The sequence below is a fragment of the Mycobacterium sp. genome (assembly GCF_040509115.1).
Lineage (GTDB): Bacteria > Actinomycetota > Actinomycetes > Mycobacteriales > Mycobacteriaceae > Mycobacterium.
On the sequence record NZ_JBEVLO010000520.1, the window covers coordinates 1 to 13,719 of the forward strand.

Consider the following 13,719-nt stretch of genomic DNA (forward strand, 5'->3'; position numbering starts at 1 on the left):
CGGGGCGGCACCGTCGGACGGCCGCGCGGGTGAGTGCTCGTCGGACGGGGGTGGTTCCGCGGTCACTGCGACTTCCAATCGTAGGGCGCGTGCAAGGGATTACCGGCCACGCTAGTTGAATCACGTATTTCTGTCTAGCGCAGTAGCGACAGACGTGAAATTTATGATTCAGTGGGTGCCAAGCGCTATCCGGTACTAGGCGCGGCGGGATGGCGCGGGAGTCAATCCCCACGGCCCCTCGGCGACCCCTCAGGTAGCCAGCGAGCGCGGCACGAGCCGTGGGCCTCCGACTGATTCATTACGGCTGAAGTCTACCGGCCACGACGTGAACCAAATGGTTCTTATCGTCACGGTTCGACATTGACCCCCGTCGCGCATGAACCGTTTGTTTCATGCCGCGTAATCTGGGCCGCGTGACATCGGATCTGCCGGGCGATCACGCGTCCGTCCGCAAACTCGTTCAGGCGGGGATGGGCGCCCTCAGCGACGGCGAACGCAAGGTGGCCCGGGCGCTGTTGGCGCAGTATCCGATGGCCGGGTTGACCACGGTCTCCGACCTCGCCTCGTTGGCTGGGGTCAGCTCCCCCACCGTGGTGCGCTTCGTCAATCGCCTTGGCTTCGACGGCTTCTCGGTCCTACAGCGGGCGCTGGTGCACGAACTGAACGCCGAGCTGGGTTCGCCGCTGCGGCAGTACCCCGTGAAGGCGCGCCGTCCCGACGGGGACAGCCTGCTGGGCCGTGCCCGCACCTCGTTCGAGGCGATGCTCTCGGCCACCTACGACGATCTGCCTGCGTCGGAGTTCGACGAGCTGGTGCGGTTGCTCGTCGACGAGTCACGGGCCATCCACGTGGCGGGCGGCAGGTTCAGCCGCACGCTGGCGGAGTACTTCGTGCTCCACCTGCGATTGCTGCGCGCCGATGTCCACCTGGTGGCACCCGATGCCATGTCGCAAGGGATGACCGTGGCCGACGTGCGCCCCACTGCGGTCGTGGTGGTGTTCGACTACCGCCGCTACACCGATCAAAGCCACGACTTCGCGTTGGAAGCCGCCCGGCGCGGTGCCACGGTGTGCCTGATGACCGACAACTGGTTGTCACCGGTGGCGCACGTGGCGAAGGTCGTCCTACCCGCGCGGGTCGAGTCGGCGTCGCCGTTCGACTCGCTGGTGGCCGCCACCGCGATCGGCGAGACCGTGATCGCTGCCGTCGCCGACGAACTGGGCGACACCGGCATGACCCGGTTGGCGCTGGTCGATTCCCTGCGCGACACCCTCGACCACACCTGACCCAGCCGCCTGCGGCAAGACTTCACCGCCGCCTGCGGCAAGACTTCACCGCCGCCTGCGGCGGCCGGTGCCGAAGATGCTTCGCGTGATCTCCCGGCCGATGACCGTCCCCGCCGATCGCATGGCGCTCTTGAACGCCGGACTCTCCATCATCTTGTCCAAAAACCCCGGCTCGTCCGGCGCAGGCATGGGCGGCACCTCGACGGGTGGCGGCAGCGGCGTCTCCTGCGCGGGGGTGGGGACCGGTGGCGGCGGAGCCAACTTGGCCGCCAGCCGCTCGTAGGCCGAGTCGCGGTCGATGGTCTGCCCGTACTCAGCCTGCAGCGGGCTGGCCTTCGCCGCCGACGAAATCGCCTCGGGCCCAATGGTATCCATCAGTGAGCGGGGAGCTCTCATCCGCGTCCACGCGACGGGTGTCGGCGCACCCCGCTCCGAGAGGACGGTGACGATCGCCTCGCCGATGCCCAGTGAGGTCAATGCCTCCTCCAGGTCGTAGACGTCTGTCTTCGGGTACGTGCGCACCGTCTTCGTCAATGCCTTCTGGTCGTCCGGCGTGAACGCCCGCAGCGCGTGCTGAATCCGCGCACCGAGTTGGGACAGCACGTTGTTGGGCACGTCGGTGGGGAGCTGGGTGCAGAAGAACACTCCGACGCCCTTCGAGCGAATCAGCTTGACCGTCTGCTCCACCTGCTCCAGGAACGCCTTCGACGCGTCGTTGAACAGCAGGTGCGCCTCGTCGAAGAAGAACACCAGCTTGGGTTTGTCCACGTCGCCCACCTCGGGCAGCGTGGTGAACAGATCGGCGAGCACCCACATCAGGAACGTCGAGAACATCACCGGCCTGGCCGCCTGTGCCCCCAGTTCCAGCAGCGTGATCACGCCGCGCCCCTGAGCGTCGAGCCGCATCAGATCCTTGGGCTCGAGTTCGGGCTCACCGAAGAACGTGTCGGCGCCCTCGGCCTCGAGGTTAACCAGCGCGCGCAGAATGACGCCCGCCGTGGTCGGCGACACCGCGCCGAGCGCCTTGAGCTGCGGCTTCCCCTCGTCGCTGGTGAGGTACTGGATCACCGAACGCAGATCCTTCAAATCCAAGAGCTGCAAGCCCTGCTGGTCGGCCCAGTGGAAGATCAGGCCCAGCGTCGACTCCTGGGTTGCGTTGAGCCCCAACACCTTCGACAAGAGAATCGGACCGAAGCTGGTGATCGTCGCGCGAACCGGAACTCCGATCCCCGACGTTCCCAGCGACAGGAACTCCACCGGATAGGCCGTCGGCGCCCAGCTGTCGCCCGTGTCCGCGGCGCGCTGCGCGGTCTTGTCATTGGCCGCACCGGGCCGGGACAGTCCCGACAGATCACCCTTCACGTCGGCCATCAGCACGGGAACCCCGGCGGCCGACAACTGCTCGGCCAGCACCTGCAGCGACTTCGTCTTGCCCGTGCCGGTGGCGCCTGCCACTAGCCCGTGACGGTTCACGGTGGCCAGCGGGATGCGGACCTGAGCCGCTGGATCCGCGCCTCCGTCGACGACGACGGAGCCGAGCTCCAGGGCCTGGCCTTCGACGGCGTAACCAGCGGCGATCTGCTGCGCGGGGGTGGCCGTCGATTCTGTCGTCATAGCGGCCGACATTACTGGTCGACGTGGGCCGTCGGAGGGTCTGGGCGGGGCACGTCGGGGAGTGCGAATACTGTTGACGTCCGTGCGTGACGAACTGGTGTGGATCGATTGCGAGATGACTGGGCTCGACCTCGGGTCGGACCGACTGATCGAGATCGCGGTGCTCGTCACCGACGCAGAGCTGAATCTGCTGGGCGACGGGCTCGACGTGGTCATTCACGCCGACGACGCGGCACTCGACGGCATGGTGGAGGTCGTCGCGACCATGCACCGCAAGTCGGGCCTCACCGAGGAGGTGCGGGCATCCACGATCGACATACCGACCGCGGAGACGATGGTCCTCGACTACATCCGCGGCCACGTCAAGCAGGCCAAGACGGCGCCCCTGGCCGGAAATTCCATCGGCACCGACCGCGGGTTCATCGCAAGGGACATGCCCACGCTCGATGACTACCTGCACTACCGCATGATCGACGTCAGCTCCATCAAGGAACTGTGCCGACGCTGGTACCCGCGGATCTACTTCGGGCAGCCGGAGAAGGGTCTCGCGCACCGGGCCCTCGCCGACATCCACGAGTCCATCCGTGAGCTCAAGTACTACCGACAGACCGCATTCGTTGCACCTCCCGGACCCGCCACCAGCGAGATCGCGGCGATCGCGGCCGAACTCGGGCCGCCCGGCGGAGCCCCGCCCACCAACGATTCGGCCGCAGGGCATTCGACCGGTTAAGATCTACGTCGCCGCAACGCCCGACGTGGTCAGCGGCAATGGTGGCTGTAGTTCAGCTGGTAGAGCACCAGGTTGTGATCCTGGATGTCGCGGGTTCGAGCCCCGTCAGCCACCCGATGAGGCCAGGGAGTTCGCTCCCTGGCCTCTTGTCGTTGGACACCACGTCTTCGCCGTTTCGACCTCGTGGGCGTTCTCACCGGGTCGATGTGACCGCACCGCAGGCACCCGCCTCGCCGCGCCCGTCGGCCCCCCGGCCCCTGGGAGCGGATAACCGTGGGCGGACAGGATCATCCGTAACACTCTGCACCACGACATATTTCGCGAGTCATCGGCGACCAAGGCCTCGAATTCACGGGCACCCATGGTGCCCGGATCCCGAGCACGACGACGGAGGGGCCTAGACGTTCGCGTTGCCGGCCTTCCACTGCTCCCACGGAATGTTCCAGTCACCCAGGCCGTCGGTACCCGGCAACGGGGAGCCGACGGTGTTCACGATCTCCACGATGTCGCCACGCTTGGTGTTCTCGTAGAACCACTGCCCGTTGCTGGTACTGACGTTGAGGCAGCCATGGCTCACGTTGCTGTAGCCCTGACTGCCCACCGACCACGGCGCGGCGTGCACGTAGATGCCGCTGTAGGAGATCTGGGTGGCCCAGTCGACCTCCGTGCGATAGCCGTTGGGCGAGTTCGACGGAACGCCGTACGTCGAGGAATCCATCACCATGTGCGACAGCCGATCCCCCACGATGTAGGTGCCGTTGTTGGTGGGGGTGCTGCTCTTGCCCATCGAGATGGGCATGGTCTTGATCACCTCGCCGTTGCGCCGGACGGTCAAGATCTTGGTGTCGTCGTCCGCGGTCGCGATGACCTCGTCGCCGATGGTGAAGTGGGTGGTGACGTTCTCCTGCCCGAACAACCCGTCGCCGAGGTCGACGCCATAGGTGTTCACGGCGACGTCGACCGTGGTGCCCGGCTTCCAGTAGGCCTGAGGACGCCACCGCACCTCGCGATTGCTGAGCCAGTAGAACGCGCCCTGGACCGGAGGATTGGTGACGACCGTGATCGCCTTCTCCGCCGCCGAGCGATCGGTGATGTTCTCGTCGAACCGGACCGCGACCGGTTGCCCAACACCGACGACCTCGCCGTCGGCAGGCAGCACGTACGGCATCGTGAGGTTCTCGGGCGAGTGAGTCTGAAAGCTCATCGAACGGCTCGTCACGCCGCCGAGGCCCAGCGACTGCGCGTTGAGCGTGTACTTCTCGTTGTAGTCGAGCGGATCGGTGGTGATCCAGGTCAGGCCGTCCTGGCTGAGGCGTCCCGCGACCGTCGCGCCATCCTCGTCGGTCATGGTGACCGCGCCGAGCACGCCGTCTTCGGCGCTGACCGTCACCGGTGCGTCGACGGTCACCCCGACGTCGCCGTCCACGACCGACGCAGTCAGCTTCGGTATCAGCAGATCGCCGTAGGGCGTGCCCTTGTCATCGATGGTCTGCGGCTGCGGCGGCGGCGCGGGAGTGCTGTTGCACCCACTGATGCCAACCACCACGGCTGGCACCAAGACAACGGCCGCCAGCCAACGTCGCCCCCGACGCGGCCGGGTCACCGAATGGACCTGCCACATGCTTCTTCCACCTCGCTGCCAGACTTTGCACAGGGCAATCCCCTACCCTGCACGCAGTCTAAGGGAATCCAGGGACGGCGGCGCGTCGCTCGACACGTCGATCAGCACCATCGGATACGGATTTCACCAACCGCCCCGAGACTGTTATCGTCTCTCACGCGCGCCGTTAGCTCAGTTGGTAGAGCAGCTGACTCTTAATCAGCGGGTCCGGGGTTCGAAACCCTGACGGCGCACCACAGCGGATCGGGTCGGCAACGGCCCGATTTTCTGTTTTCCGGGCCATGGGCGTCGCGCCGGGTACCCCGTGCACTCCACCCCCGCACCCCACCCCGTACCCCGTGACCCCCCATGAGGGACCCGCGCCGGGCCGTCCGAATGCCCTTGCCATTGCGCGGCCAGGGTCGCACGCTTGCCGCTGGCTATCTCGGTGACGCGTCGACAAACGCATTCAGCCGAACCCGGTGAATGGCATTCTCCGACGGTCAGGGAATTACCGTTACGGGCATATGGAATGAGGTCGCGCGGCTACTCGAGCCGCGCCTCCGATTTCGCCAGGCATTCGCGCCTACGGAGTTCGCCCGCCGGGAGGGGTGGGGCGCCGCAGCGGCGGACATCGGATCGGCCGCCCCGACGACCACGTAACCACTGATCGCGCGACTCGCCCCGGGAACGGTCGCGACCTCGGGTTATCGGCAAGAAATGCTCGACCCCACGCCTACGCGACGCACACGATCGACGGTGTTGGGCCGGACTTGGCGGCGTTGGCAAATTCGCCGAGCGAGCCACCAGCGGAGCCCCGAAGCCATTGCCCAAGGGATTGTCGAATGGGCCACCGACCGAATTCGGCACCACTCGGAGCGCAATCCGATGTGTCGGTCCCCAGGGTTCTTGTCGCACTCACGCGACCCCCGCGCTCGGCTCACACTAGTCCACCTACCGGATTCCGACTCGATTCCGAACACGGTCTTGGATAGCGACTGACGCTGGAGTAAATTTATACGGGATTGGAGGGTTGCGCCGTCATCCGTGTGCTGAAACCCCGCTGGCTGGTGCAGTTCGAGGGGCCAAACAAAACGAAACCGACGGGAGCGAAAGCTCTAACCTGCATAAACATCTGGGGCCTAGGCACGCCAAAGACAGATAACACTGCTACTATGGTGTTAGCTGCAACCCGCCGGGCTGGCAACCGCGATTACCACGAAGAGAGGAACGAGGTCTTAGCTGATGACGACCGCAGGTGCGACCCGTTCCTCCATCGCCGCAACCATCGAGGTTGACGCCGAGGCGAACGAGCAGCGGCTCGTCGTGGTCTACGACTGCAGCAGGATCGGCCTGGTGGCCAATCCCCCCGGCTTCTCGTTGCCCGACTTGTTTCGCTTCCGCCGTCGTCGCCGTCGACCTGCGCGCTGACCCGTCCGACCGATTCAGCGATTTCTGATCCGACGGACCACGATCACCAGCACCACGGCGCCAAGACCCGCGATCGACGCCATCACCGCGGGCTTCCTGACGAACTCGACCACACCGGACCTGACGTCGTCGGCGATCCTGCGCGGGTCCGCACGCTCGGCGAGGGCATCCACCGTCGACGCGAGCTGGTCGCGAGCCACGTCGATGTCCTGCTTGATCTTGTCCGGATCCCGGTCCGCCACGTCAGCCCCTTCAATCGCGTTGCTGTCTTGGGCAATTACCCTAGATCAGCCGCCGTGTCACGTCGCGCACCGGCCGACCCGAAGGGACTCCACCCATGCCACCGACCCGCCTTGCCGTAGGCGACCCCGCCCCCGCGTTCGCGTTGTCCGACGCGGATGGCAACACGGTCAAGCTCGCCGACTTCAAGGGACGCAAGGTCGTCGTCTACTTCTACCCAGCCGCCTCGACCCCGGGATGCACCAAGCAGGCCTGCGACTTCCGCGACAACCTCGCGGAATTGAACGAGGCCGGGCTCGACGTCGTCGGCATCTCCCCCGACAAGCCGGAGAAGCTCGCCAAGTTCCGCGACGCCGAGGGACTGACCTTTCCCCTGCTGTCCGATCCGGACCGGAAGGTACTTGCCGAGTGGGGCACGTACGGCGAGAAGACGATGTACGGCAAGACCGTGCAAGGCGTCATCCGTTCGACGTTCGTCGTCGACGAGGAAGGTCGAATCCAAGTCGCCCAGTACAACGTGAAGGCCACCGGGCACGTCGCGAAACTACGCCGGGATCTCGCCGTCTGACGCGCCGAGAGCTTCGAGCAGCAACGCCTCCGAGGTCGCCGCGCGTTCGAGCACGCCGAGATCGAGGCTCTCGTTGATGCTGTGTGCCTGCGTCGCCGGATCTTCGACCCCGGTGACGAGGATCTTCGCCTCCGGATAGGCCGCCGCGAACTCGGCGATGAAGGGAATCGACCCACCGACTCCCATGTCGATGGGGGCGGCTCCCCATGCGGTCCGGAACGCCGTGCGCGCGGCGTCGTACACCGGCCCGCTGGCGTCGATGGCGTATGGCTGGCCGACGTCGCCGGCGGTCACCGTCACCTGCGCACCCCATGGCGCGTGCTGCTCCAGGTGGCGAGTCAGCGCGGCCAGGTGCTCGACGGCGTCACCACCCGGCGCGACCCGCATGCTGACCTTCGCGCGGGCCCGCGGGATCAGCGTGTTCGACGACGATGCGATGGGCGTGGTGTCGATGCCGATCACAGTGATGGCAGGCTTGGCCCACAACCGGTCGGGAACCGATCCCGTGCCGATCTCGGTGACGCCGTCGAGCAGGCCGGACTCCTCACGCACCCGTTCGGGTGGATAGTCGACGTCCGTCGCGGTGCCTTCGTGCAGCCCCGCCACGGCTACGTTGCCCTCGTCGTCGTGCAGGCTGGCCAGTAGCCGCACCAGCACGGTCAGCGCGTCGGGAACCACCCCGCCCCACATGCCCGAGTGCAGGCCATGGTCGAGCGTGGCGACCTCGACGATGCAGTCGGCCAGGCCGCGCAACGAGACCGTGAGCGACGGGATCTCGGTGCTCCAGTTGTCGGAGTCGGCGATGATGATCACGTCGGCGGCGAGCAGGTCCCGATGCGCCGCGAGCAGGGCGCCGAGCGACGGCGATCCCGACTCCTCCTCGCCCTCGACGAACACCGTGACGCCGACCGGAGGGTTGCCGTCGAAGGCTCGAATGGCCGCTAGATGTGTTGCAATGCCTGCCTTGTCGTCGGCGGTGCCCCGACCGTAGAGGCGTCCGTCCCGCTCGGTGGGCTCGAACGGCGGTGACGTCCACTGCGAACGGTCGCCCTCCGGTTGCACGTCGTGGTGGGCATACAGCAGGACCGTCGGCGCTGCGCCCGGTGCGGGGTGTCGCGCGATCACGGCGGGCGCTCCGCCTTCGCTGACGATCCGAACGTCGTCGAATCCACTCTCCGACAGCAACTTCGACACCGCGTCGGCGCTGCGGTGCACCTGATCACGACGGGACGGGTCCGCCCACACCGATTCGATGCGGACGAGGTCCTCGAGATCGGCGCGGACAGATGGCAGTACCGACTTCACCTTGTCGACGAGATTGTTCATGACGACGAGGTTAGTGCGTGCCCGTCACGCGCGACCATGCGCCAGATGCCAACCCGCGGCGGCGTCTCTCGTACGGACACGCACGCTCGCGGGTTGTCGTCAGCCTGCGGACTCCAGGACCGCCACCGCGGCGGCCGTGTCGCCATCATGGGTCAGCGACAGATGGATCGTGATGTCCTTGAGGTGCTCACCGATCGCGCCGGAGAGGCGAACCCGCGGACGTCCCCACATGTCGGTGACGATCTCGATGTCGCGATGAATGCCCTCGGGCAGCATCGGCCGCTTGCTGAACCGCGACCCCGACCACGCCTTGATCACGGCCTCCTTGGCCGCCCAGCGGGCCGCCAGGTGCCGCGCCGCCGACGAACTCTTGTCGGCGGCGTCCCGGCGCTCACCAGGGGTGAACGTCTCCGCGAATACCGTCCCGGGCTGATCCACCTGTTCGGCGAAGTCCGGTATGGAGACCAGGTCGATGCCGACCCCGACGATGCTCATGGCAGGAACGCTATCCGAACCCATCCGGTATTCATCGGCACCCTCACCAATCGTGTCATCGTTGGCACGAACGACCGTCACCTGGCGTACCAACCGTCGTCACCGAGGCGCGACGCCGGATCGAGCAGCATGTCGGCTTCCTGACGCTTCTCCGGCGAGTCGTGGTGGAACCGCCTGTCCGCCGGCTTCTCGTAGAGGGCAGGCCCACCCGCGATGGCCGACGCCAGCGTGCGCTGACCCTCCAGCACACGGGCATTCGCGCGGCGCTGGTAGTCCTCGCGCTGCTCGGGATCGAGCGCCGCCAGGAACGCCTGCGGATGCACAAGCGCAACCAGACCGGACACGTGGCCGAAGCCGAGGCTCGTCACCAGACCAGCCTTCAACGGCAACTTCTCCCCCAGCTGCAGCGCCTCGCGCACCCACACGAAGTGCGAGGCGTGAGCCAGCTCGTCGTCGACGCAGTCCAGGCTCCGGTTCGGCGGAATCACGCCGTCCCGCAGGATCTGGCAGAGGCCCATCATCTGGAACGCTGCCGCGCCGCCCTTGCTGTGACCCGTCAAGCTCTTCTGGCTGACGATGAACAGCGGGTTGCCCGGTGAGCGGCCCAGCGAAGCGGCGAGCCGCTCGTGCAGCTCCGTCTCGTTGGGGTCGTTGGCCAGCGTCGACGTGTCGTGCTTGGAGATCACACCGATGTCGTCGGCTCCGACGCCGAGCTTCGCCAGCGCCTTCGCCAGCTGCGACTCCTTGCCGCCGCGACCCGCGGCCAATGCGCCGAGGCCGGGAGCGGGGATCGACGTGTGCACGCCGTCGCCGAATGACGACACGTACCCGACCACCGAGAGCACCGGCAGACCCATCGCCAGAGCCAGGTCGCCGCGCGCCAGGAGGATGGTGCCACCACCCTGGCCCTCGACGAACCCGAGCCTGCGGCGGTCGTTGGCGCGGGAGAACTTGGAGTCACTGATGCCCTTGGCCCGCATGGCTTCTGTGTCAGCGGTCGCCGACATGTCGCCGAAGCCGATGATGGCCTCCAGCGTCAGGTCGTCGTAGCCACCTGCGACCACGAACTCCGCCTTGCCCAACCGGATCTTGTCGACGCCCTCCTCGACCGACACCGCCGTGGTGGCGCAGGCGCCGACGGGGTGAATCATGGCGCCGTAGCTGCCGATGTAGGACTGCACGACGTGCCCTGCCATGACGTTCGGCAGGACCTCCTGAAGGATGTCGTTCGGCTTGTTCTTGCCAAGCAGGTTGCCGTGATACATGGTCTGCATCGACGTCATGCCGCCCATGCCGGTGCCCTGCGTGCTGGCAACGAGACTCGGGTGCACCCACCGCATCAACTCCGTCGGCGTGAAGCCGGACGACAGGAACGCGTCCACCGTCGTGACGAGATTCCACAGCGCCAGCCGGTCGATCGAGCTCATCATGTCCGCGGACACGCCGTAGACCGTCGGATCGAAGCCAGTCGGAATCTGCGCCCCGACCGTCCTGGACAGCTCCACCTTGCGTGGCACCCGGATCTCGGTGCCCGCCTTGCGGGTCACCTCCCAGTCACCGCTGTCCGGCACCGGCGAGATCACCGTGTGCTCGGGATCGAACCCAACGAATGCACGGGCATCGGCCTCCGAGGACACCACGAACGAGAAGTCCTTGTCGAGGAACACCGAAACCAGCAGCGGCGCACTGTGATCCGAGGGGATCGCACCGTCGTCGACGAACTCGCGGATGCCGACCCGCTCGATGACGGCGTCGTGGTAGCGCTCAACCAGTTCACCCTCGTCGACCAGCTCACCGGACTGCGTGTCATACCAACCCGGCTTGGGATCGTCCTCCCACTTCACCAGGCCGGTGGTCCACGCGAGCTCCAGAACGCCTGCGGCGGAGAGCTCACCGGACACCTCGGCCTCGAAGCGAGTCCGCGACGAACCGTAGGGACCGAGTTCCGCGCCCCCGACGATCACCACCAGATCGGCGGGATCGACGTCCAAGTCGTCCCACGCGGGCGGCGGTGCCGCCGTGTAACCGCGCGGCGGCGACGGGAGCGCCTTGATGGTCGTGCCCTTCTCGTCGTCCTCGTCCTTCGAGGCACCGCTGCCCGAGACCATCTCCTCGCGAGCCTTGGCTGCCAGCTCGGCCATGTCGATGTCGACCTCGCCGAGGCCACCCGTCAGGTCGGCCGTGATCGGTGAGTGCGACGCAGCGACCTTGGACTCGATGTCGCAGAGGTCGAGCAGCATCGCCGCCATCTGCTCGGTCGTGTACGTCGTGACGCCCGCTTCTTCGACCGCGCCGACGATGGCGTCGTTGTGACCCATCAGGCCGGTGCCCTTGGTCCAGCCGATGAGCGCGTGCGCCAGCGAAACCCGCTGCGCCCAAGAGCCTTCCGCCTTCCAGCGGGCGACGACGGCGTCGAGCGCGGACTTGGACTCGCCGTAGGCGCCGTCGCCGCCGAACATGCCGCGGTTGGGCGAGCCGGGCAGCACCACGTGCAGCCGGGACGCGATGTCGCGCTCGGAGCCGATGTGCGACAGGCCGCCGATCAGCCGCTGCACGGCCCACAGCAGGACCTTCATCTCCATCTCGGACCGGGAACCCGCCTCGGACAGGTCGCCCGCGACCCGCGGCGCCGCGAACGGGAACAGCAGCGTCGGGGTCAGGGCGTCCTTGAGGTGGATCGACTTGGGCCCGAGGCTCTCGGACTGCTCGCTGCCAATCCAGCTGACGAGCGCGTCGATGTCGCTGTAGGAGGCCATGTTCGCCGGGATCACCCACAGGGTGGCGCCGAAGCGCGCATGGTCGCGGTAGAGCTCCCGGTAGAAGGCCAACCGGTCGTCGTCCAGCTTCGAGGTGGTCGCGATGACCGAGGCACCGCCGTCGAGCAGCTGCGCCACGATCGACGCCGCGATGGAGCCCTTCGGGGCACCCGTGACGACGGCGATCTCGTCGCTGTAGCGACCGGTGCCGGGGTTCTCCGCACCGGCGGCCGCGCGGCCGTACAGCGACGCGTGCACGTTGCGTCCGGCGGCGAGCGCCTTGCCCTGCCACCAGCTCGCCTGGCTGGCGACGACGTGACCGGCGGCTTCGAAGCGCTCGGAGAGCCGCGACCAGTCCGCGTCGACCTCGTCCTCGCTCGTCAACCACAGCCGGGCCAGGTCCTCGCGGGCACTGGCCCAGCGATCGTCGAACAGCACCGCCTTGCGGCCGTCGAACGTCGGGGCGACCAAACGTGGCTAGTCCGAACCGAGTTCGGCGGTGACCAAGTCGATCAGGTCGGCGTCGCTGACCGTCTCGTCGACGTTCACCGGGGCGTCGACGCCGAGCTGACCGAGGATCAGCCGGGCTGCCGAGGCCAACACGCCGTCACGGCCGGTGACCTTCTCGGCGAACTCGGTCAGCGCCGCGGAGTCCACGACGCCTCCCCCGGCGCCGCCGGCAGAGGGCAGCGACACCGCGATGCCGCGACGAGCGGCGACGGCGGAGACCGCCGCGTCGACGACCCGGTCCACCGTGGCCGCGTCGGGCAGTGCGCCGTCGTGCAGGTGGCCGAGGTTGCCGCCGCGGACGCTGGTGCCCTCGCGGGTGCCCAGGACCAGTTCCATGGTGACGTGCTTGACCCAGCCGTCGCCCAGTTCCCAATCCTTCTTCACGCGTTCGGCGATCGCGGCGGGGCGCTTGCCCGAGGGGCCGAGCACCGTGCGCAGCTGGTCGTTGACCGCGTCGGACAGCACTGGGCCGAAGGGCTTGTAGGTCCGAGCCAGCTTGGTGACCTGAGCCTTGAGGCCGGCCAGGTCGGCTTCGGCCGCCCCGTCGATGGCGCCGAGGTTCAGCTCGGAGCCGAGGTCGACGAGCAGCTGGTTGCGTCGTGAGGACGCACCGTCGGTGATCGACTCGATGGAGTCCAGCGGTTCGATCTGGTCGACGTGCATCTTGGCCGACAGTGCGATCAGCGACAGGGTCGCGTCGTCGGCGCCGAACGAGATGTCGTCGGGTCGCGGACCACCGGACGGGGCCGAGGGCGCCGCCGCGGGTGCGGCGGGCGCGGCTGCGGCAGGCGCCGATTCGGATGCGGAAGCAGCAGGCGCGGTGTCCTCCTCCAGATCCGGCTCCGGGTCGGTGTCGGTCGCGAACAGGACCGCGGCGTCGCGCTCGGTGTTGAGCACCTCGGTCGTGTTGTGCGAGTACTCCGGCAGCTTCAGCGTGTTGGTGGCCAGGCCGGCAACCGTCGGCGCGTTCTTCACGCCGATCTCGACGAAGCGCTCGATGCCGAGACCGCCCGCGGCCTCCTCGATGAACAGGAGGTCCTGGGTCTCGATCCAGCGCACAGGGCTGGCGAACTGCCATGCGAGCAGCTCGATGACGACCTTGCGGCACAGCTCGTGCGGCCGCTCGGTGAGCCAGGTGTCGTAGTCGGCGAGGATCTCGTCGA

General features: G+C 67.3%; 9 protein-coding genes, 2 tRNA genes and 1 pseudogene. 6 read left to right on the top strand and 6 right to left on the bottom strand.

Features of this window, described 5'->3' with window-relative positions:
* The first annotated feature begins 413 nt into the window (after window positions 1–413).
* On the top strand, window positions 414–1,286 hold the full coding sequence (locus ABW137_RS35060) for a MurR/RpiR family transcriptional regulator (protein ID WP_526407437.1): 873 nt from the start codon (window positions 414–416) through the stop codon (window positions 1,284–1,286).
* Window positions 1,287–1,331: 45 nt separating this feature from the next.
* Here ABW137_RS35060 and ABW137_RS35065 read toward each other — a convergent pair whose 3' ends face one another.
* Window positions 1,332–2,900: a helicase HerA-like domain-containing protein gene (locus tag ABW137_RS35065; RefSeq protein ID WP_526407439.1), complete on the bottom strand. Its 1,569-nt coding sequence runs from the start codon at window positions 2,898–2,900 to the stop codon at window positions 1,332–1,334.
* Between the two features lie 82 nt (window positions 2,901–2,982).
* Between ABW137_RS35065 and orn the strand changes: the two genes are divergently transcribed.
* Window positions 2,983–3,630: an oligoribonuclease gene (gene orn, locus ABW137_RS35070; RefSeq protein WP_526407441.1), complete on the top strand. Its 648-nt coding sequence runs from the start codon at window positions 2,983–2,985 to the stop codon at window positions 3,628–3,630.
* Window positions 3,631–3,671: 41 nt separating this feature from the next.
* A tRNA-His gene (locus tag ABW137_RS35075) sits at window positions 3,672–3,744 on the top strand.
* Between the two features lie 283 nt (window positions 3,745–4,027).
* On the opposite strand, the gene ABW137_RS35080 is transcribed toward ABW137_RS35075, so the two are convergent.
* Window positions 4,028–5,251, bottom strand: coding sequence for an Ig-like domain-containing protein (locus tag ABW137_RS35080; RefSeq protein WP_526407443.1), 1,224 nt, complete (start codon window positions 5,249–5,251; stop codon window positions 4,028–4,030).
* Window positions 5,252–5,411: 160 nt separating this feature from the next.
* Between ABW137_RS35080 and ABW137_RS35085 the strand changes: the two genes are divergently transcribed.
* Window positions 5,412–5,487 (top strand) — tRNA-Lys (locus ABW137_RS35085).
* Window positions 5,488–6,475: 988 nt separating this feature from the next.
* Window positions 6,476–6,661 (top strand): hypothetical protein, encoded by a 186-nt coding sequence (locus tag ABW137_RS35090; RefSeq protein WP_526407445.1) that lies wholly within the window; start codon window positions 6,476–6,478, stop codon window positions 6,659–6,661.
* 14 nt (window positions 6,662–6,675) lie between these two features.
* Here the strand turns inward: ABW137_RS35090 and ABW137_RS35095 are convergent, their stop codons facing one another.
* Entirely contained in the window at window positions 6,676–6,903 is a 228-nt protein-coding gene (locus tag ABW137_RS35095) for a DUF3618 domain-containing protein (RefSeq protein WP_526407447.1), read from the bottom strand.
* A gap of 95 nt (window positions 6,904–6,998) precedes the next feature.
* Between ABW137_RS35095 and bcp the strand changes: the two genes are divergently transcribed.
* Window positions 6,999–7,469 carry a thioredoxin-dependent thiol peroxidase gene (gene bcp, locus ABW137_RS35100; protein WP_526407449.1) on the top strand — a complete coding sequence of 157 codons (471 nt, stop codon included), beginning with the start codon at window positions 6,999–7,001 and terminating at the stop codon, window positions 7,467–7,469.
* Here bcp and ABW137_RS35105 read toward each other — a convergent pair.
* The 3 genes and pseudogenes from ABW137_RS35105 to ABW137_RS35115 all read right to left on the bottom strand — a co-directional run.
* Complete coding sequence (locus ABW137_RS35105) at window positions 7,446–8,795, bottom strand: dipeptidase (protein WP_526407451.1); 1,350 nt, start codon at window positions 8,793–8,795, stop codon at window positions 7,446–7,448. The two genes, bcp and ABW137_RS35105, sit on opposite strands and share 24 nt — an antisense overlap.
* 99 nt (window positions 8,796–8,894) lie before the next feature.
* A complete protein-coding gene (gene acpS, locus ABW137_RS35110) occupies window positions 8,895–9,290 on the bottom strand; it encodes a holo-ACP synthase AcpS (protein WP_526407453.1) in 396 nt (131 codons plus the stop codon).
* 77 nt (window positions 9,291–9,367) lie between these two features.
* Window positions 9,368–13,719: pseudogene (locus ABW137_RS35115) on the bottom strand (beta-ketoacyl synthase N-terminal-like domain-containing protein); the annotation flags it as partial.